Source organism: Pseudomonas sp. NPDC089392 (genome assembly GCF_044749595.1).
Lineage (GTDB): Bacteria > Pseudomonadota > Gammaproteobacteria > Pseudomonadales > Pseudomonadaceae > Aquipseudomonas.
In genome coordinates this window covers 216,539-234,664 of the sequence record NZ_JBIVIF010000001.1, presented here as the reverse complement: position 1 = coordinate 234,664, position 18,126 = coordinate 216,539, and the positions used below count along the sequence as shown (strand labels likewise).

Here is an 18,126-nt window from a genome sequence, read left to right as displayed (position 1 = left end):
ATGCCGGAATTGCCAGAAGTAGAAACCACCCGGCGCGGTATCGCGCCGCACCTGGTGGGCCAGCGCGTCAGCCGGGTGGTGGTGCGTGACCGGCGTTTGCGCTGGCCCATTCCGGAAGACCTGGATGTGCGCCTGTCGGGGCAGCGCATTGTCAGTGTCGATCGGCGCGCCAAGTACCTGTTGATCAATGCCGAGGTCGGTACCCTGATCAGCCACCTGGGCATGTCGGGCAACCTGCGCCTGGTCGAACTGGGCTTGCCGGCGGCCAAGCATGAGCACGTCGACATCGAGTTGGAGTCGGGGCTGATGCTGCGCTACACCGACCCGCGCCGCTTTGGCGCCATGCTGTGGAGCCTGGACCCGCTCAACCACGAGCTGCTGCTGCGCCTGGGGCCAGAGCCGCTGACCGACCTGTTCGACGGTGAACGGCTGTTCCAGCTGTCCCGCGGGCGGTCGATGGCGGTCAAGCCGTTCATCATGGACAACGCGGTGGTGGTGGGGGTGGGCAACATCTACGCCACCGAGGCGCTGTTTGCTGCGGGCATCGACCCACGTCGCGAGGCGGGCGGCATCTCCCGGGCGCGCTATTTGAAGCTGGCAATCGAGATCAAGCGGGTGCTGGCGACGGCGATCGAGCAGGGCGGTACTACCCTGCGCGACTTTATCGGTGGCGATGGGCAGCCGGGGTACTTCCAGCAGGAGCTGTTTGTCTACGGGCGGGGCGGGCAGCCGTGCAAGGTGTGTGGCACGGAATTGCGCGAGGTGAAGCTGGGGCAGCGGGCGAGCGTGTTCTGCCCGCGTTGCCAGCGCTGAAGCTTAGGGCCCTATCGCCGGCAAGCCAGCTCCCACAGGTACTGCACAGCCCTCAAGAGCGGTGATATCCCTGTGGGAGCTGGCTTGCCGGCGATGAGGCCTGACCTGATATCAGGCCTTGCCGGTAATGCGGCGGTACTTGGCCATCAGCTGTTCTTCGGTTTCCGGGTGCGCTTCATCCAGCGGGATGCAGTCGACCGGGCAGACCTGCTGGCACTGTGGCTCGTCGTAATGGCCCACGCACTGGGTGCACAGGTTAGGGTCGATCACGTAGATCTCTTCGCCTTGGGAGATAGCCTCGTTCGGGCACTCGGGTTCGCAGACGTCGCAGTTGATGCAATCGTCGGTGATGATCAGGGACATGGGGACTCCGGCCGGGGCGCTTCGCCCGGGCATGTTCAACGCAATGGGCACAATTGTGCCGCATTCGCGCCCGCAGTGCACGCGGGCGCGACAATCAGGCGTATGGCCTACTTCTTGAAACGTTCGGTCAGCGCCTCGGCCACCACCGGGTGGACGAATTTGCTGATATCACCGCCCAGTGCGGCAATTTCCCGGACCAGGGTCGAGGAAATGAACGAATAACGTTCCGATGGCGTCAGGAACAGGCTCTCGACATCGGGGGCCAGTTGCCGGTTCATGTTCGCCAGCTGGAACTCGTACTCGAAGTCGGACACCGCACGCAGGCCACGCAGGAAGACGTTGGCGCCCTGTTCCTTGGCGAAATGCGCCAACAGGGAAGAGAAGCCGATGACTTCGACATTGGGCAGGTGCTTGGTGACCTCACGGGCCAGCGCAACCCGTTGTTCCAGCGGGAACAGTGGGTTTTTCTTGGGGCTGGCCGCCACCGCGATGATCACGTGGTCGAACAGCCGCGAGGCGCGTTCGACCAAGTCGCCATGGCCTTTGGTAATGGGGTCGAAAGTACCCGGGTACAACACTCGGTTCATCGCGTCATCCTGGCTGGAGTGCGTTGGGGAATCGGATGGTAGCGCAGCGACGGCGCCCCGGCCAAGTCATGCGGCCAGCTGATGGCACTATAGACAGGGGGCGTATTCGTTGTCATGCGCTGTGTGCCAGGCGGGCGACCAGCGCCTCGGTTAGCTTGGCGCTGATGGCATATACCGACAGTTGCGGGTTGGAACCGATGCTGGTGGGGAACAGCGAGCCGTCGTGAACCGACAGGTTTTCCAGCTGGTGATGGCGGCCCAGGCTGTCGCACACCGCCTGGCGCGGGTCTTCGCCGAGGGCACAGCCACCCATCACGTGGGCGCTGCCCAGGCGTGTGCGGAAGGGTTCCAGGCGCAAGTTGTCGATCATGGCCATGGCCTGCTCCAGGCTGGACGCGACGCTGGCATCGCTGTGCACTGGGGTTACCTGGCTGGCGCCGGCGGCGAACTGGATCTGCGCCATGCTGCGGTAGGCGCGACGCAAGCCGTCACGCAGGTAGTCGGTGACCGGGTAATCGAGCACCGGCGAGCCATCGCCGCGCAGTTCCACGGCCCCACCCTGGCTTTCGGGGTGAAAACCATCGCGCAGCAGCGCCAGCATCACATGGGTATGCGGCAGCTCGGCCATGCGTTGGGCATTGTTGTGGCCGTAGCCGCCCAGCAGGGTACTGGCCAGGGCGGGGTGCAGCGGCGGCACTTCCAGTTTGTAGCCCACCGGGCCGTCTGCGCCGTCTTGCCATTGGAAGTGATCGCTGTAGATGGACTGGGGGGCGCCGTAGTAGGGGTCGATACGGTCCTTGAAGCGAGCGGCGCTGAAATTCACCAGATGCAGGAAAGTGCGTTTGCCCAAGCGGCCATGTGGGTCGGGCGCTTCGGAGCGCAGCAGCAGGGCCGGGCTGTTGATACCGCCGCCGGCAAGCAGGTAATGGCGAGCGCGTACGCTGACCAGCCTGCCCGTGGGGTGTATGCCTTGGGCATCCAGGGCTTGGCATGTCAGGCCCTGGATGCGCTCGCCGTTGTGCTGGAAACGCTCGGCCCTGGCCAGGTACAGCAGCTCGCCGCCTTGCTCGAGGGTGGCAGGAATACGCGTTACCAGCATTGATTGCTTGGCATTCACCGGGCAACCCATGCCGCAGTAGCCCAGGTTCCAGCAGCCGCGCACGTTGCGCGGAATCACCGCCCAGCGGTAGCCCAGCTGTTCGCAGCCACGGCGCAATACGTCGTTGTTGGCATTCGGTGGCATGGCCCAGGGGGTGATACCCAATTCCTGCTCCATGCGTTCGAACCAGGGGCGCAGTTCATCTTCGCTCAAGCCGGCCACGCTGTGCGCCGTGGCCCAGTGCGTCAGTGTCTGCGGCGGGGTGCGAAAGCTCGAGGTCCAGTTGACCAGCGTGGTGCCGCCCACGGCGCGGCCCTGCAGAATGGTGATGGCGCCGTCCTTGCTCATGCGGCCCAGGCCTTCCTGGTACAGGCTGGCGTAGGCTTCGTTCTCCAGCAGGTGGAAGTCGCTGCTGGTCTTCAGCGGGCCTTCTTCGATCAGCAGCACCTTGAAACCTGCGGCGCTGAGCATCTGCGCGCTGGTGGCGCCCCCAGCACCGCTGCCGATTACGGCAATGTCAGCCTCCAGGGCAAGGTCGTGCTCCAGGCGCGAAGCGTCGTGGGTGATCCAGCCGCGTTCGAGGCCTTGGCGAAACGGGTCGGTGACAGGCATTGGCGCTGCTCTTGTTGTTTTCAGATTTTCGGTGGGCCCGGGTAGCCGCAGGCGGCCCAGGACTCGGGGCGTTCGTACCAGGCCATCTGCAGCAATTGCAGCAACGAGGCGTGGCCCATGCGCAGCAGGTTCAGCGAGCTGTCCTGCCAACGCTGCAGGAAAGCCGTGACCTGCGCGGGCCCGGCTTGCGCCCAGGCGCCCCAGACGCCGCTCAGCGGGCCGCGGGTGAGCGGCAGGTTGAGCACGTCGAACAGTTGCCGGGTGAGCTTGAGCATTTCCGGCGACAGTGCCGCCAGCTTGTGGTCGAGGCTGTGCAGTACCAGCGTCTCGCTGGCCTGGGTGCCGGCCAGTACCACGGGGATCAGCGCCCGCAGCAACGGCAGGTCGTCGTCGCGCAGTACCTGGTAGCCCGGTGCGGCGGTTTGCGCGCTGCAGCCAACCAGGCTGGCAGCGGCCAGGAAGGCGCTGGCGCCAAGGCTGAAGCGCAACAGGTCGCGGCGGTGCATGGCCCGGCCCTCAGCGGATGAACAGCTTGTAGACCAGGCGCTGCAAGGCTTTGCCATATGGCGGGTAGATCAGCCGGGCGGCGTTGAAGCGTTGCTTGGCCAGTACCGCCTTGGCCTTGCTGAAGGTCAGGAAGCCTTCATGGCCGTGGTAGTGCCCCATGCCAGAGGGCCCGATGCCACCGAATGGCAGATCGTCCTGGGCCACGTGCAGCAAGGTGTCGTTCAGGCAGACGCCGCCGGAATGGCTGTACTGCAGGACATGTTGCTGCTCGCTGCGGTCGTAGCCGAAGTAGTACAGCGCCAATGGCCGCGGGCGCTGGTTGATGTAGGCCAGCGCGTCATCGAGGGTGTCGTAAGGCACCAGCGGCAGCAGCGGGCCGAAAATTTCGTCCTGCATCACTTGCATGCTGTCGTTCACTTTTGTCAGCAAGCATGGTGGCAGGCGCCGGCCTTGGCGCGCTTCGTCGGGGTACAGGTCGATAACCTGCGCGCCCTTGGCGCGGGCGTCATCCAGCAGATGCTCCAGGCGCATGAGCTGCCGTGGGTTGATGATGGCGCTGTAGTCAGGATTGTCGGCGATACGTGGGTACATCCGTCGTACAACCTTGCGGTAGGCATCGGCGAAGTCGTTCAGGCGCTCACGCGGCACCAGCACGTAGTCGGGGGCGACGCAGGTCTGGCCGGCGTTGAGCGTCTTGCCGAAGGCGATGCGCTCGGCGGCCGCACCCAACGGTACGCTGGCTGAAACGACGGCAGGGGACTTGCCGCCCAGCTCCAGGGTCACTGGCGTCAGGTTTTGCGCGGCAGCCAGCATGACCTGGCGGCCGATGCTGGTGGCGCCGGTGAACAGCAGGTGATCGAAGGGCAGGCGGGCGAACGCCTGGCCAACCTCGACCTCGCCAAGGACCACGCTGACCAGGTCCTCGGGGAACACCTGTTGCAGTAGCGCCTGCAGGGCCAGGCCGCTGGCCGGTGTCGCCTCGCTGAGCTTGAGCATGACCCGGTTGCCGGCGGCAAGGGCACAGGTCAACGGGCCGATGGCAAGGAACAGCGGGTAGTTCCATGGCACGATGATGCCGACCACGCCCAATGGCTGGTACAGCACCCGCGCGCTGGCCGGCTGGAAGGCCAGGCCAACAGCCCGTTTGGCCGGTCGCATCCAGCGCTGCAGGTGGCGTTCGGCATGGCGGATGCCTTGTACCGATGGCAGTAATTCGGCCAGCAAGGTCTCATCGGCACTGCGCCCGCCGAAGTCGGCATCGATGGCCTCGATCAACTGCTGCTGGCCTGCAAGCAACGCCTCACGCAGGCTTTTCAGCCACTGCCGCCGCTGGGCCGCGGGCGGCATGGGGTTACCGGAAAAGGCTTGGCGCTGGGCGGCGAATGAGGCTTCAAGATCGATGTGGGAATGCACAGGAGGCAAGGCGATGGGCGAGGTCATGACGGTCTCCCGGCTGGGCTTGAAGTGTCTGGAGCCTATACTCTAATTGGCACCATGGTGCGAGTATTTTCATAGCGGAGAACGGTGCATCAGCGCAGTGAATCGCCGTAAGATGGCCCTTTATCGAAGCCCGCAGACTGGGAGCTGAGCATGGCCCCGCGCATGAAGACCCGAGAGCGCATCGTGCAGAGCAGCCTGGAGCTGTTCAACCAGCAGGGCGAACGCAGCGTCAGTACCAACCACATTGCCGCGCACATGGAAATCTCACCCGGCAACCTGTATTACCACTTCCCCAACAAGCAGGCGATCATCGCCTTGTTGTTCAGCCAGTACGAAGAGCTGGTGGACAGCTTCCTGCGCCCGCCGCAAGGCCGTGGGCCGACCGTTGAGGACAAGCGTTTCTACCTCAAGGCCCTGCTGGCGGCGATGTGGAACTATCGCTTCTTGCACCGCGACCTGGAGCACCTGCTGGACAGCGACCCGGAGCTGGCTGCCCGTTACCGGCGCTTTTCCGAGCGCTGCCTGCGCCAGGGCCAGGCGATCTACCGCGGCTTTGTCGAGGCGGGCATCCTGGCCATGGCGTCGGCACAGATCGAATCGCTGACCATCAATGCCTGGATCGTGCTGACGTCCTGGGTCCGTTTTCTCAGCACCACGCGTGAACATTCCGCGCACCTGGGTGAAGAAGCCTTCAAGCGCGGCGTCTACCAGGTGCTGGTGCTGGAGCTTGGCTTTGTCACCGACAGCGCCCGCAATGCCGTGGACGCGCTGTGCCAGGAATTCCATGTACCGTTCAACCAGGCCCTGGAACACTAGCCCAGGGCTCTAGCGCCATTGATCAGGAGATAGTCATGCCCCTTGCGCAATTGATCACCCCGCAGCAGTTGGCCGAGCGTCTGGACTCGCCCAAATTGGTGGTCCTCGACTGCCGCTTTGCCCTCGAGGATGTGGACTATGGCCAACGCAGCTATGCCCAAGGGCATATTGCCGGGGCGCATTTTGCCGACCTGGAGCGCGACCTCAGCGGGCCGGTGAGCAAGGGACGCACCGGGCGCCACCCATTGCCCGATGCACGGCGGCTGGTTGAGCGCCTGCGTGAGTGGGGCCTGGACAATGACAGTGAGGTGGTGCTGTACGACGACGGCCCGGGCGCCTTTGCCGCCCGGGCCTGGTGGCTGCTGGCCTGGCTGGGCAAGCGCAGCGGCGTGGCGATTCTCGACGGTGGCCTGAAGGCTTGGCATGCGGCGCACCTGCCGTTGAGCCTGGACCCACCGCCCAAGCGTGAAGGCACCTTCAGCGGTGAGCCGGATGCCAAGCTGCTGATCGATGCCGAACACCTGGGCAAGCGCCTAAGCGCGGCTGACCTGACCTTGATCGATGCGCGTGCCTTACCGCGTTTTCGTGGCGAAGTGGAGCCAATCGACCCGGTGGCTGGGCATATTCCGGGAGCTCAGTGCGCAGCGTTTACCGACAACCTGGGGGCTGATGGGCGCTTTTTGCCGGCGGAGCAGCTCAAGCAGCGCTTTGCCGAAAAACTGGCCGGGCGGGCGCCGGAACAGCTGGTGGCGTATTGCGGGTCGGGGGTGACGGCGTGCCATAACCTGTTTGCGCTGGCGCTGGCGGGGTATCCGTTGGGCAAGCTGTATGCCGGGTCGTGGAGTGAGTGGATCAACAACCCGGAGCATGGCGTGGCCACGGGCGAGTAACAATATCGGCGGTTTTAGCAGGGGCTCTGTGGGAGCGGGTTCACCCGCGAAGAATCCTGCGCGGTGGATGGCACCGGCTTCGCCGGTGTTCGCGGGTAAACCCGCTCCCACAGGGATCGCGCAGGCTGAGGGCACTTGAAGACTAGCTACCTTCCACCAACCACTGCGGAATCCGCCGCTCCAGGTAATACCCCGGGTTGCGCAGGCTGCCATCGACAAACCCTACATGGCCGCCACGGCTGTGCAGTTCGAAGCGGGTCTGCGGCGCCAGTTCACGGGCGGTGGGCAGGCTATGGCCGGAGACGAACGGGTCATCGCTGGAGTGGATGATCAGTGTCGGCGTCCGGTTCTGGCCGAGGAAGAAATGGCTCGATGAGCGGCGATAGTAGTCGTGTGCGTCGCGAAAGCCGTTCAAGGGTGCGGTAACCCTGCCGTCGAAGTCCCAGAACGTGCGCAATCGGGTCAACGGCCCCAAGCGCTCCAGCGTGGCCAGGCGTTCATGCTGGCCGTTGTCGTGGAAGTGGCGCTGCTTGAGCTGCACATACGCCAGCATTTCGCGCATGAAATGCGCCTGGTAGACCTTGGAGAAGCCCTGGCCGATGCGGTCGGCACAGTGGTCCAGGCGAAACGGCACCGACACCGCGACTGCCGCCTCCAGCTGACTGGCGATGCCGCTTTCGCCCAGGTATTTCAACAGTACATTGCCACCCAGCGAGTAACCCACCGCATACAACGGCGCCAGCGGGCGCTGGGCGCGCAGGTGGCTGATAATTTCGGCCAGGTCTTCGCTGGCGCCGGAATGGTAGCTGCGTGGCAACAGGTTGGGTTCGCCCGAGCAGCCGCGCCAGTTCGCTGCCACGCTGGCCCAGCCGCGCGCTTGCAGCGTTTGCTGCAAGCCTTTCACGTATGGCGAATGGGACGAACCGGTCAGCCCATGCAGCACCAGCACCAACGGGGCGTGCGGCTGGTGTGGCCCATGCCAGTCCAGGTCGATGAAGTCACCGTCGGCCAGCCACAGCCGCTCGCGGTTGCGTTGCAGTTCAGGCAGCTTGCGCCACAGTGGCCCCCACAAGGTTTGCAGATGGGGGTTGGACAGGCCGATGGCCGGGCGGAATGTGGCGCTGGGGCTGGGCATGCTGGGCAACTCGTGATGTGCCTGCCTAGATTGCCATGAATCAGCGCCACTGTACCTGCGCTATTGGTCGGTGGCTGGCAGCGGTTGCTGGTCGACCTGTGGGCCGACACTGGCCAGTACTTTGTAGCTCAGGTCGAGCCGGCGCTGCATGACGGCGCGGATATCCGCCGGTGTCAGTCTGCTGATGCGTTCGATGTAGGTGTTCAGCTGATCAGCGGGCTGCTGTTGATAAGTGATTTCCGTAAGCAAGGCTGCCAGGCTCTTGTTCTGCGCAACCCCGCGTAGCAATTGCCCAGCCAGCTGCTTGCGCGCCAGGTCCAGCTCGGCCTGGGTTGGCCCTTGGTCGATGAAATCGCCCAGCAATGTCGTTACCAGCTCCTGCGAGCCTTGTACCAGCGGTGGTGCAATTTCCCACTCGATACTGAACAGACCGCCGGCACGCATGGCCGATATGCTGCTGTAGATGCCGTAGGTCAAACCGCGACGTTGGCGCAGTTCGATCATCAGGCGGGATTCGAGACCCGCGCCCAGTACTTCACTGGCCAGCACCAGGGCCAGGTACTCGGGATCATTGCTGGGAACGTTCATGGGTAGCGCCAGCAGAACTGCGGCGCTGGTGCCGGCCTGTTCGATGTGAAGGGTTGCAGGTGGCGCTGACGGCACAGCAGGCAGGTCAGTGGCTGCCCAGCCTTGCGGCAGGGCCTGGCTGAGCTGGTGGGCGATGGCCTGCGCCTCTGTCTGGGACAGATCGCCGACCAGAACCATTTCCAGGTTGCTGGCGGCATAGGCGCGTTGGTGGAATTCCCGCACGTCGTCAACGGTAGCGCTTGCCAGGCCCTGGGGCGTACTACCCAGAGGGTTGCCATACGGATGGCCGTTGAACAGATGACGGAAGACTTCACTGCGGGCCCTCAGCCTGGGCATACGTTCGCGTGAGGCATCATGTTGCAGCATCTGACGCTTGACCTTTTCCAGTGCGGGCGTGGGAAACGCTGGGTGTGCCAAGAGGTCGGTAAACAGTTCCAGGGCTTGCTCCAGTGTCGCTTTGCTGCTCACGCTGCGCAGGCTCAACGTTGCATGCTCCAGGCGTACCTGTTTTTCCATGATCGCACCCAGGTGCTCCATGCACTGCGCTTGCTGGCCTGCGGTATGGCGCTGGCTGCCTTCATCGAGCATGTACAGCGTCAGGGCTGCCAGGCCGGGTTGCGAGGTGTCCTGGGTGGTGCCAGCCTTGAACCGCAGGACCACATCGACGATAGGCAGCCCACGGGTTTCGACGAATTTCACGCCTGTACCTGCTGCTGTCGTCCAGGCCTGTACCTGCGTATGAGGGGTATCGAATTGGTCCAGGTCAACCCCATGGGCCGAGACCAGGCCGGTGTAGATGCTGGTGGCAGTGTCAGGTTGCTGCACGTTCGTGATCACATCATTCATCAGCGGTCTCCTTATGGTGCATGAAGGTGATGGCTGCCCGGGATTCGGTCAGGAATTGCCAGGCGACCAGGCCTACCTGTTCAGCGGTGACTGCTTCGATAGCGCGCCGCTCGTCTTCCAGGGCCATGGGGTCCAGGCCACAGGCGGCCTGTTGGCCGATGGCCGCAGCCTGCTGGCTGATGTCGTCCCTCGCGAACAGTTGCCTAGCCAGCAAGCGTGCCTTGGCGCGCAGCAAGTCTTCTTTGGAGGGGGCCGACTGGCGGAACGCCTCGATCTCAAGCATCAGCCTCTCGGCTGCAGCCTCCGGCGTAACCTGCGGGCTGCAGAAGGCGTAGAGCATCAGCAGGCTGTCGCCGCGTTGCCAGGGCTCGTAGCTTGACCTCATGCCCTGCAGTAGTGGTTCGTCCAGCACCAGCCGACGCTGCAAGGCACTGGCGTGGCCCTCGGCAAGAATTTCGGGCAGCAGCCGCAGTGCATAGGCTTGTGCGTTGGAGTTGGCGGTACATTGGCTGGGGAGGTTGAAACTGAGGATCACGCCGGTGTACCGGCCTTTCAAGCGCAGGGTCTGGTCGCGTCGAATTTGCCCCAGGTGTGTAGTGGGGGTTGGTCGCGATGGCAGACGATGGGCGGGAATCGCTGCAAAGTAGCGCGTTACCAGCGTTTGCAGCTGTGCTGGGCTTATGTCACCGGCCACCGCGATTGTGGTGTTGTTAGGGTGGTACCAGGTCTGGTACCAGGTGCGTACCGCAGCCGGGGTCATGTGGCTGAGGTCGGCCCTGTGGCCGAGCACTGGCGTGCCATACCCACGGTTGTCATAGGCCAGCAGGTAGTGATGCTCCACTGCCAGGGCCAAGGGGCTGTTGTCGACATCTTCGCGCCGTTCGGCCATTACCACCGCCAGTTCACGGGCAAATGGCGTATCGCTGAGGGTGGCGCTGGCCATGACGTCGGCCATGGCCTCCAGGGCTATCTCCAGACGCTTGGCAGGCAGCGTCAACGGAAAGACCGTGGCGTCCGTGTTGGTAAATGCATTCGGGTCACCGCCCAGGCGGGTCATGAGGGCTGAATATTGCCCCGCATCCAGTTTGCTGCTGCCTTCGAACAGCAAGTGTTCCAGGGCGTGGGACAGGCCAGTGTGGCCTTCAGGTTCGTAGCTGGAACCGACGTGGTACCACAGTTGCACGCTGACCAGTGGGGCGCGATGGTCTTCGCGCAGGTACACGCGCAGGCCGTTGGCAAGCGAGAGCGCGCTTACAGCGCTAGCGGGTATGGGTGGGGAGGGGCGTTGGTTCATGGTTGAAGTGCTCCTGCATAAACGAAGGAGCAGCTTCAGCCATGCTGCAGGCGGGCTGGTGGTAACTAAGTACGCCAACCCTGGGTGACGTGGTCAGCCACGCTGCCAGAGTGCGTAGTGCACCTGGCCGGTCTTCTTCTCGCGGTGCAGGCGCCAGTTGCCCGGCATTTGCAGGGTCGATGGCGCGGCCTCGCTTTCGGTGTAGACCCAGGCCTGCTCGTGCAGCCACTGGTTCTGCTCCAGCAGGTTGCAGGTGTTGGCCAGCAAGTCCTGGTGGAACGGCGGGTCGAGGAACACCACGTCGAACTGCTGCTTGGCCGGGCCTTGCAGGTAGCGCAGGGCGTCGGTTTGCAGAATTTGCCCGCGCGGGCAGCGCAGGATTTCGAGGTTGTTCTTCAGGTTGGCAATGGCCGCCGGGTTGCTGTCCAGCGCCACCGCATCCTCGGCCCCACGGGACAGGGCTTCAAGCACCAGTGCGCCGCTGCCGGTGAAGGCGTCCAGCACGCGGGCACCCTCGATATAGGGCGCCAGCCAGTTGAACACGGTTTCGCGCACGCGGTCGGGCGTTGGCCGCAGGCCTTCGCCTTCCGGCACCGCCAGGCGGCGGCTGCGCCATTCGCCGGCGATGATGCGCAGGTGGCCCTGGCCCTTGCTTTGGCCCGCTTGCGGGCGGGCGGAGGGGGTGGATCTTGGCATTAGTGCTCCGGTACCCCGAGCGGCTGCTCGGAGGGCTTGTCAGTAGGTGCTGGCAGCGGTTTTTGTGGCACTTTCGGGCCAACGGTGACGATCACCAGTTTATCGGCTGACAGGTGTTTGTTCATGGCCGTCTTTACCTGCTCGACGGTGAGGGCCTGGGATTGCTGCATGAAGTCTTCCAGCCAGGTCAGCGGCAGGTTGTAGAAACCGATGGCGCCCAGTTGGCCGACGATGCTGGCGTTGCTGGCGTTGGACAGCGGGAAGCTACCGGCCAGCTCACGCTTGGCGTCGTCCAGTTCCTGCTGGGTGGGGCCGCTCTTGAGGTAGTCGGCAAGAATGCCCTGTACCAGCTTGAGCGTGCCTTCGCTGAGCTCGGCACGGGTTTGCAGGTTGATCATGAACGGGCCGCGTACCTGCATCGGGCTGAACACCGAGTAAACGCCGTAGGTCAGGCCGCGCTTTTCACGCACTTCACTCATCAGCCGGGTACCGAAGGCACCGCCTCCGAGGATCTGGTTGCCCAGCGACAGCGCTGGCCAGTCAGGGGCCTGGCGGTCGATACCGAGTGCGGCCAGCATCAGATGGGTCTGCGTGGCCGGAAAATCGATGTGGTTCAGGGTTGCATACGTTTCAGTGGGTTGGGCCGGTGCTGACAGTGCCGGGCCCTTGGGCAGGCCGGCGGACACCTGGGCGGCGATGGCTTCGGCCTCGGCGCGGCTGAGGTCGCCGACCAGGGCGATGACCGCGTTGGCGCCGGTGTAGGCCTTGGCGTGGAAGGCGCGCAACTGTGCCAGGGTGATGCCGTTGATGCTTTCGGCGGTGCCGTCGCTCGGGTGGGCGTAGGGATGGTCGCCGTAGAGATTGGCGAACAGCGCCTTGCCAGCGATCTTCCCTGGGTTCTGCTTCTCGTACTCGAAGCCGGCCAGCATCTGGTTCTTGATGCGCTTGAGGGCATCTTCGGGGAAGGTCGGCTTGCCGGCCACCTCTGCGAACAGCTTGAGCGCCGGTTCGCGCTTGTCCTTGGCGCTGAGGCTACGCAGCGAGGCCACGGCCATGTCACGGTAGGAACCGTTACCAAAGTCCGCGCCCAGGCCCTCGAAGCCTTCGGCGATGGCGGTCACGTCCTTGCCGGCCACGCCTTCGTTGAGCATGGCGTTGGTCAAGGCGGCCAGGCCTGGCGTGCTGCCGTCCTGGCTACTGCCGGCGGCGAAGGTGACGCGCAAGTCGAACATCGGCAGTTCGCGGGCTTCGACGAACAGTACCCGGGCGCCTTCGGCGGTGGTCCAGTTCTGGATGTTCAATTGGCGCCGGCTGGGCGCCTTGCCATCCAGTTCAGCCAGCGACTGCAAGGTGTTGGCCGGGCGGGCAGCATTGCTGTCGGCCTTGGTGGCGTTGTCGGCCATGGCCGGGGCGGCGAGCACAGCCGCCAGCGCCAGGGCGCGGATGCCCGTGGCCAGCAGGGTTGGGCGTGGTGCGCGGCGGTCACTCATGAGCGGACTCCTCGGGCAGTACATGGGCAACGCTCAGGCGTTCGCGGGTGAAGTAGGTGCGCGCGGCGTTCTGGATGTCCTGCGGGGTGACGCGCTTGAGCTCGTCCAGCTCGCTGTCGATCAGCTTCCAGGACAGGCCTACGGTTTCCAGTTGGCCGATGGTGGTGGCCTGGCTGCTGATGGAGTCGCGGTCGTAGACCAGGCCGGCGATGACCTGGGCGCGTACGCGTTCCAGTTCCTCGGTGCTAGGCGGGGTGGTCTTGAGTTCGTCGAGCAGCTGCCACACGCCCTTCTCGACATCGGCGAGGGTTTTTTGCTTCTGCACGTTCGGCGTGGCCGAGATCAGGAACAGGCTGTCGCCGCGGGTGAAGGCGTTGTAGCTGGACGAAGCGCCGGCGACCAGCTCCTGGCCGCGCTCCAGGCGTGCCGGCATGCGGGCGCTGTAGCCGCCATCGAGCAGCGCCGAGATCAGGCGCAGGGCATGCACGGTGCGCGGGTCCTTGGCGGTGGGCAGACCGGGCACGTTGAAACCGTAGATCAGGCTGGGCAGCTGGGTGCGTACGTGCAGGGTCAACTGGCGCTGGCCCGGCTCGGCCAGCTCAAGCGGCAGCTTGGCCGGCGGCACGGCGCGCTTGGGGATGCTGCCGAAGTACTTCTGCGCAAGCCCCTTGACCTCGTCGGCGGTGACGTCGCCGACCACCACCAGCGTGGCGTTGTTGGGGGCGTACCAGGATTCGTACCAGTGGCGCAGCTCCTCGACCTTCATGCGTTCGAGGTCAGCCATCCAGCCGATGGTCGGGGTGTGGTAGCCGCTGGCCGGGTAGGCCATGGCGCGGAACAGTTCGAATGCCTTGGAATTGGGCTGATCGTCGGTGCGCAGGCGGCGTTCTTCCTTGATTACCTCGATTTCCTTGCTGAACTCGTCGGCCGGCAGGCGCAGGCTGGCCAGGCGGTCGGCCTCCAGCTCCAGGGCCACCGGCAGGCGGTCGCGGGCCAGCACCTGGTAATAGGCGGTGTAATCGTCGCTGGTGAAGGCGTTTTCTTCGGCGCCCAGGTCACGCAGCACGCGCGAGGCCTCGCCGGGGCCGAGCTTGGCGCTGCCCTTGAACATCATGTGTTCCAGCGCGTGGGACAAACCTGTCTGGCCCGGGGTTTCGTAGCTGGAGCCAACCTTGTACCAGATCTGCGAGACCACGACTGGGGCGCGGTGGTCCTCGCGCACGACCACTTTCAGGCCGTTGTCGAGGATGAATTCGTGGGTGGGTTGCACATCGGCGGCGAAGGCCACGAGCGGCAGGCAGAGCGTGCCGAGCAACAGGCCAGCGGCGCGGCGGGCTAGAGCATTCATACGGTGTTTAACCTGTTCGGCGGCCCGCTGGGTTTAGCGTCGGCGGGCCAGGAGGTGCTAGGATACTGATCCGGTTGCCTGGCGACCATGCCTGTCGCCGTTCTGGCCCACAGGACACTAAGACAAAACGTTGCGCATGAACCAGCCGGCTTCAAGATAGTCTGTTCTGCGTAGAGAGAATTCCCGATGGGCATTGCTGGCCCATCGCTACCCTGAGATAGCCTTCTTCCATGTTTGGTTCCAACGACGACAAAAAAGCGCCGGCCGAGGCTGGCGAAAAGAAAGGCCTGTTCAGCTGGTTTCGCAAGAAGCCGCAACAACCTGTGGAAGCTCCCGAGCCCGCGAGAGAAGCACCCGCCGTCGAGCAGCCCGCAGCCGCTCCGGTCGAGGCCTCTACTGCTGAAGCGCCGCAGGCTCCCGAGCCCGTTCAGCCCCCTGCGCTGCCACCGCTGACTGAGCCGCAGCAGGCCGCCGAGCCAGCCCAATACCCGGTAGCTCCGGTAGTTGAAGCGCCATTACCTGAGCCGGTTGCGTCCCAGCCGTTGCAGGCCCCCGAGCCAGACCCCGTCGCTTCCGAGCCGCTGGTCGCACCAGCACCGCAGCCCGTTGCCTCCGCGCCTTTGCAGGCCGCACCGGTCGAAGTTGCCCGTGTCGAGCCGGCCCCGGTCGTCGAAGCGGCTGCGCCGGTCAGCAACCTGGTGCTGCCAGTTGCCGAGGAACCCGTGGCCCTGGTGCCGGACCTGGAGCCGAAAGCGCCGCCAGCCATTCCGGAACGGCCAGCAGCAGAACCAGCACCAGCACCAGCACCAGCACCAGTACCTGTGGCTGCGGTTGCTGGACCCGTAGAAGCTACGCCAGAACCAGCCTCCGCGCCCGTCGAGCAGGCCAAGCCAGGCTTCTTCGCCCGCCTCAAGCAGGGCCTGTCGAAGACCAGCGCCTCCATCGGCGAGGGCATGGCCAGCCTGTTCCTTGGCAAGAAGGTCATCGATGACGACCTGCTCGATGAAATCGAAACGCGCCTGCTGACCGCTGACGTCGGCGTGGAAGCCACTTCGACCATCGTCCAGAACCTGACCCAGAAGGTTGCCCGCAAGCAGCTGGCCGACGCCGACGCGCTGTACAAGTCGCTGCAAGAAGAACTGGCCGCGCTGCTGCGCCCGGTCGAGCAGCCGCTGAAAGTGCAGGCGCAGAACAAACCCTACGTGATCCTCGTGGTTGGCGTGAACGGCGCCGGCAAGACCACCACCATCGGCAAGCTGGCCAAGAAGCTGCAGCTGGAAGGCAAGAAGGTGATGCTGGCTGCTGGCGACACCTTCCGTGCCGCGGCGGTCGAGCAGTTGCAAGTGTGGGGCGAACGCAACCAGATCCCGGTGATCGCCCAGCACACCGGGGCCGACTCCGCCTCGGTGATCTTCGACGCCGTGCAGGCCGCCAAGGCCCGTGGTGTGGATGTGCTGATCGCCGACACCGCCGGCCGTCTGCACACCAAAGACAACCTGATGGAAGAGCTGAAGAAGGTCCGCCGGGTCATCGGCAAGCTCGATGCCGAGGCGCCGCACGAGGTGATGCTGGTGCTCGATGCCGGTACCGGGCAGAACGCCATCAGCCAGGCCAAGTACTTCAACCAGAGCGTCGAACTGACCGGCCTGGCCCTGACCAAGCTGGACGGCACCGCCAAAGGCGGGGTGATCTTCGCCCTGGCCAAGCAATTCAACATCCCGATCCGCTTCATCGGTGTTGGTGAAGGCATCGACGACCTGCGCACTTTCGAAGCCGAGCCGTTCGTCAAGGCTCTGTTCGCCGAGCGAGACTGACATGATCCGATTCGAACAGGTTGCCAAGCGCTATCCCAATGGTCATGTGGGTTTGCATGAACTGAGTTTCCGGGCGCGCCGGGGCGAGTTCCTGTTCGTCACCGGCCATTCGGGCGCAGGCAAGAGCACCCTGCTGCGCCTGCTGCTGGCCATGGAGCGCCCGACCAGCGGCAAGCTGATGCTGGCCGGGCAGGACCTGGGCCAGATCAGCAACGCGCAGATCCCGTTCCTGCGTCGTCAGATCGGCGTGGTGTTCCAGAACCACCAGCTGTTGTTCGACCGCACGGTGTTCAACAATATCGCCTTGCCGCTGCAGATACTTGGCCTGTCCAAGGTCGAGGTCGCCAAGCGGGTGGACTCGGCCCTGGAGCGTGTGTCGTTGTCCGACAAGGGCGAGCTGTTCCCGGCCGACCTGTCCACCGGCCAGCAGCAGCGGGTGGGTATCGCCCGCGCCATCGTCCATCAGCCGGCCCTGCTGCTGGCCGACGAACCTACCGGTAACCTTGACCCGCGCCTGGCTGCAGAAATCATGGGCGTGTTCGAGGACATCAACCGCCTGGGTACCACGGTATTGATCGCCAGCCACGACCTGGCACTGATTGCGCGCATGCGCCACCGCATGCTGACCTTGCAGCGCGGCCGCTTGATCGGCGATGGGGAGGCCGGGCAATGAGCACTACACGTACGCCGAAGGTTTCCGAGCGGGTTGCACCGAAACCCGCCGACGAGCAACCGGCGAAGAAAAAGCGCGGCGAAGACGATGATGGCCCGGATTTCCGCACGCTGCTGCATGCCTGGCTGGAAAGCCACCGTGCCAGCATGGCTGACAGCCTGCGCCGCCTGGGCAAGCAGCCGATCGGCAGCTTCTTCACCTGCCTGGTGATGGCTGTTGCACTGAGCATGCCCATGGGCCTGTCGTTGCTGCTGAAGAACGTCGAGCAGCTTGGCGGCTCGTGGCAGCGCGCTGCGCAGATTTCCCTGTACCTTAAGCTCGATGCCGGCAGCCGTGATGGCGAGGCGCTACGCGACGAAATCAAGGGCATGCCCGGCGTGGCAGACGCGCAGTATGTCAGCCGCGAGCAGGCGCTGGAGGAGTTCCAGCAGCAGTCTGGCCTGGGCGAGGCGCTGCGCGAACTGCCTGACAACCCGCTGCCGGGTGTGGTGGTGGTAACACCGAGCGAGGTCGACAAGCCGGCCCTGGAGGCCTTGCGTCAGCGCCTGTCGGAGCTACCACGGGTGGAAGTGGCGCAGCTGGACCTGGTGTGGGTCGAGCGCCTGGCCGCGATCCTCAAGCTGGGTGACCGCTTTGTGTTCGGCTTGGCCGTGATGCTGATTTCTGCGCTGCTGTTAGTAATCGGTAACACAATTCGTCTACATATTGAAAACCGCCGAATCGAGATCGAAGTGATCAAGCTGGTAGGCGGCACCGACGCCTATGTTCGCCGGCCTTTCCTGTACATGGGCGCCCTGTATGGCCTGGGCGCAGGCCTGCTGGCGTGGGGTATCCTGGCGTTTGGCCTGAACTGGCTGAACGAGGCGGTGGTAGGGCTTTCCGGGCTGTACGGCAGTGACTTCGCCCTGGGCGGGGTGCCGGCGTCCGATGGTCTGTCGCTCTTGATCGGAGCGGTGTTGTTGGGGTATATCGGTGCATGGATTGCAGTCGCCCGCCACCTGAACGAGCTGGCGCCGCGATAGTTTTTACGAGCCAGCATTGACATTTTCTTCACTACGGAACTTGTACCGTCGTTCCAGGTCAATGTTGGCAGCGCCCACAAGGCGCGAGTTTTG

17 protein-coding genes are annotated in these 18,126 nt (G+C 64.4%); 6 read left to right on the top strand and 11 right to left on the bottom strand.

The window, feature by feature from the left end; genetic code table 11:
- A complete protein-coding gene (mutM, locus tag ACIP1G_RS01000) occupies positions 1 to 813 on the top strand; it encodes a bifunctional DNA-formamidopyrimidine glycosylase/DNA-(apurinic or apyrimidinic site) lyase (RefSeq protein ID WP_400732744.1) in 813 nt (270 codons plus the stop codon).
- Between the two features lie 111 nt (positions 814 to 924).
- Here mutM and ACIP1G_RS00995 read toward each other — a convergent pair whose 3' ends face one another.
- The 5 genes from ACIP1G_RS00995 to ACIP1G_RS00975 form a co-directional block, all read right to left on the bottom strand.
- Positions 925 to 1,176, bottom strand: coding sequence for a YfhL family 4Fe-4S dicluster ferredoxin (locus tag ACIP1G_RS00995; RefSeq protein ID WP_009683359.1), 252 nt, complete (start codon positions 1,174 to 1,176; stop codon positions 925 to 927).
- A gap of 107 nt (positions 1,177 to 1,283) precedes the next feature.
- A complete protein-coding gene (gene coaD, locus ACIP1G_RS00990; RefSeq protein WP_016489662.1) occupies positions 1,284 to 1,763 on the bottom strand; it encodes a pantetheine-phosphate adenylyltransferase in 480 nt (159 codons plus the stop codon).
- A gap of 112 nt (positions 1,764 to 1,875) precedes the next feature.
- Positions 1,876 to 3,474 (bottom strand): GMC family oxidoreductase N-terminal domain-containing protein, encoded by a 1,599-nt coding sequence (locus tag ACIP1G_RS00985; protein WP_400732741.1) that lies wholly within the window; start codon positions 3,472 to 3,474, stop codon positions 1,876 to 1,878.
- A 20-nt stretch (positions 3,475 to 3,494) separates the two neighbouring features.
- Positions 3,495 to 3,980 (bottom strand): twin-arginine translocation pathway signal protein, encoded by a 486-nt coding sequence (locus ACIP1G_RS00980; RefSeq protein WP_400732738.1) that lies wholly within the window; start codon positions 3,978 to 3,980, stop codon positions 3,495 to 3,497.
- 10 nt (positions 3,981 to 3,990) lie between these two features.
- Positions 3,991 to 5,421, bottom strand: coding sequence for a coniferyl aldehyde dehydrogenase (locus tag ACIP1G_RS00975; RefSeq protein WP_400732735.1), 1,431 nt, complete (start codon positions 5,419 to 5,421; stop codon positions 3,991 to 3,993).
- Between the two features lie 150 nt (positions 5,422 to 5,571).
- Between ACIP1G_RS00975 and ACIP1G_RS00970 the strand changes: the two genes are divergently transcribed.
- Positions 5,572 to 6,237 carry a TetR/AcrR family transcriptional regulator gene (locus ACIP1G_RS00970; protein WP_400732733.1) on the top strand — a complete coding sequence of 222 codons (666 nt, stop codon included), beginning with the start codon at positions 5,572 to 5,574 and terminating at the stop codon, positions 6,235 to 6,237.
- Between the two features lie 35 nt (positions 6,238 to 6,272).
- Positions 6,273 to 7,127: a sulfurtransferase gene (locus ACIP1G_RS00965; RefSeq protein WP_400732731.1), complete on the top strand. Its 855-nt coding sequence runs from the start codon at positions 6,273 to 6,275 to the stop codon at positions 7,125 to 7,127.
- A 142-nt stretch (positions 7,128 to 7,269) separates the two neighbouring features.
- On the opposite strand, the gene ACIP1G_RS00960 is transcribed toward ACIP1G_RS00965, so the two are convergent.
- The 6 genes from ACIP1G_RS00960 to ACIP1G_RS00935 form a co-directional block, all read right to left on the bottom strand.
- Positions 7,270 to 8,262, bottom strand: coding sequence for a hydrolase (locus ACIP1G_RS00960; protein WP_400732730.1), 993 nt, complete (start codon positions 8,260 to 8,262; stop codon positions 7,270 to 7,272).
- 60 nt (positions 8,263 to 8,322) lie between these two features.
- Positions 8,323 to 9,696 carry a M16 family metallopeptidase gene (locus ACIP1G_RS00955; RefSeq protein WP_400732728.1) on the bottom strand — a complete coding sequence of 458 codons (1,374 nt, stop codon included), beginning with the start codon at positions 9,694 to 9,696 and terminating at the stop codon, positions 8,323 to 8,325.
- Positions 9,689 to 10,990: a M16 family metallopeptidase gene (locus ACIP1G_RS00950; RefSeq protein ID WP_400732726.1), complete on the bottom strand. Its 1,302-nt coding sequence runs from the start codon at positions 10,988 to 10,990 to the stop codon at positions 9,689 to 9,691. Before ACIP1G_RS00950 ends, ACIP1G_RS00955 begins: the two co-directional genes overlap by 8 nt.
- A 93-nt stretch (positions 10,991 to 11,083) precedes the next feature.
- Entirely contained in the window at positions 11,084 to 11,686 is a 603-nt protein-coding gene (gene rsmD / locus ACIP1G_RS00945; RefSeq protein ID WP_400732723.1) for a 16S rRNA (guanine(966)-N(2))-methyltransferase RsmD, read from the bottom strand.
- On the bottom strand, positions 11,686 to 13,176 hold the full coding sequence (locus ACIP1G_RS00940; RefSeq protein ID WP_400732720.1) for a M16 family metallopeptidase: 1,491 nt from the start codon (positions 13,174 to 13,176) through the stop codon (positions 11,686 to 11,688). Before ACIP1G_RS00940 ends, rsmD begins: the two co-directional genes overlap by 1 nt.
- Positions 13,169 to 14,524 carry a M16 family metallopeptidase gene (locus ACIP1G_RS00935; RefSeq protein ID WP_400732718.1) on the bottom strand — a complete coding sequence of 452 codons (1,356 nt, stop codon included), beginning with the start codon at positions 14,522 to 14,524 and terminating at the stop codon, positions 13,169 to 13,171. Before ACIP1G_RS00935 ends, ACIP1G_RS00940 begins: the two co-directional genes overlap by 8 nt.
- A 230-nt stretch (positions 14,525 to 14,754) precedes the next feature.
- On the opposite strand from ACIP1G_RS00935, the gene ftsY reads away from it, so the two are divergent.
- The 3 genes from ftsY to ftsX are packed head-to-tail and all read left to right on the top strand — an operon-like array spanning position 14,755 to position 18,033.
- Positions 14,755 to 16,338, top strand: a complete 1,584-nt coding sequence (gene ftsY, locus ACIP1G_RS00930) for a signal recognition particle-docking protein FtsY (RefSeq protein ID WP_400732715.1) — start codon at positions 14,755 to 14,757, stop codon at positions 16,336 to 16,338.
- Position 16,339: 1 nt separating this feature from the next.
- A complete protein-coding gene (gene ftsE / locus ACIP1G_RS00925; RefSeq protein ID WP_400732713.1) occupies positions 16,340 to 17,011 on the top strand; it encodes a cell division ATP-binding protein FtsE in 672 nt (223 codons plus the stop codon).
- Positions 17,008 to 18,033 (top strand): permease-like cell division protein FtsX, encoded by a 1,026-nt coding sequence (ftsX, locus tag ACIP1G_RS00920; protein WP_400732710.1) that lies wholly within the window; start codon positions 17,008 to 17,010, stop codon positions 18,031 to 18,033. The genes ftsE and ftsX overlap by 4 nt, the downstream gene beginning before the upstream one ends.
- Positions 18,034 to 18,126 lie beyond the last annotated feature (93 nt).

Excerpts from the sequence above, each read along its gene's own strand:
- mutM (WP_400732744.1), top strand. The coding sequence starts at position 1 with ATGCCGGAATTGCCAGAAGTAGAAACCACCCGGCGCGGTATCGCGCCG.
- ACIP1G_RS00995 (WP_009683359.1), bottom strand. The coding sequence starts at position 1,176 with ATGTCCCTGATCATCACCGACGATTGCATCAACTGCGACGTCTGCGAA.
- coaD (WP_016489662.1), bottom strand. The coding sequence starts at position 1,763 with ATGAACCGAGTGTTGTACCCGGGTACTTTCGACCCCATTACCAAAGGC.
- ACIP1G_RS00985 (WP_400732741.1), bottom strand. The coding sequence starts at position 3,474 with ATGCCTGTCACCGACCCGTTTCGCCAAGGCCTCGAACGCGGCTGGATC.
- ACIP1G_RS00980 (WP_400732738.1), bottom strand. The coding sequence starts at position 3,980 with ATGCACCGCCGCGACCTGTTGCGCTTCAGCCTTGGCGCCAGCGCCTTC.
- ACIP1G_RS00975 (WP_400732735.1), bottom strand. The coding sequence starts at position 5,421 with ATGACCTCGCCCATCGCCTTGCCTCCTGTGCATTCCCACATCGATCTT.
- ACIP1G_RS00970 (WP_400732733.1), top strand. The coding sequence starts at position 5,572 with ATGGCCCCGCGCATGAAGACCCGAGAGCGCATCGTGCAGAGCAGCCTG.
- ACIP1G_RS00965 (WP_400732731.1), top strand. The coding sequence starts at position 6,273 with ATGCCCCTTGCGCAATTGATCACCCCGCAGCAGTTGGCCGAGCGTCTG.
- ACIP1G_RS00960 (WP_400732730.1), bottom strand. The coding sequence starts at position 8,262 with ATGCCCAGCCCCAGCGCCACATTCCGCCCGGCCATCGGCCTGTCCAAC.
- ACIP1G_RS00955 (WP_400732728.1), bottom strand. The coding sequence starts at position 9,696 with ATGAATGATGTGATCACGAACGTGCAGCAACCTGACACTGCCACCAGC.
- ACIP1G_RS00950 (WP_400732726.1), bottom strand. The coding sequence starts at position 10,990 with ATGAACCAACGCCCCTCCCCACCCATACCCGCTAGCGCTGTAAGCGCG.
- rsmD (WP_400732723.1), bottom strand. The coding sequence starts at position 11,686 with ATGCCAAGATCCACCCCCTCCGCCCGCCCGCAAGCGGGCCAAAGCAAG.
- ACIP1G_RS00940 (WP_400732720.1), bottom strand. The coding sequence starts at position 13,176 with ATGAGTGACCGCCGCGCACCACGCCCAACCCTGCTGGCCACGGGCATC.
- ACIP1G_RS00935 (WP_400732718.1), bottom strand. The coding sequence starts at position 14,524 with ATGAATGCTCTAGCCCGCCGCGCCGCTGGCCTGTTGCTCGGCACGCTC.
- ftsY (WP_400732715.1), top strand. The coding sequence starts at position 14,755 with ATGTTTGGTTCCAACGACGACAAAAAAGCGCCGGCCGAGGCTGGCGAA.
- ftsE (WP_400732713.1), top strand. The coding sequence starts at position 16,340 with ATGATCCGATTCGAACAGGTTGCCAAGCGCTATCCCAATGGTCATGTG.
- ftsX (WP_400732710.1), top strand. The coding sequence starts at position 17,008 with ATGAGCACTACACGTACGCCGAAGGTTTCCGAGCGGGTTGCACCGAAA.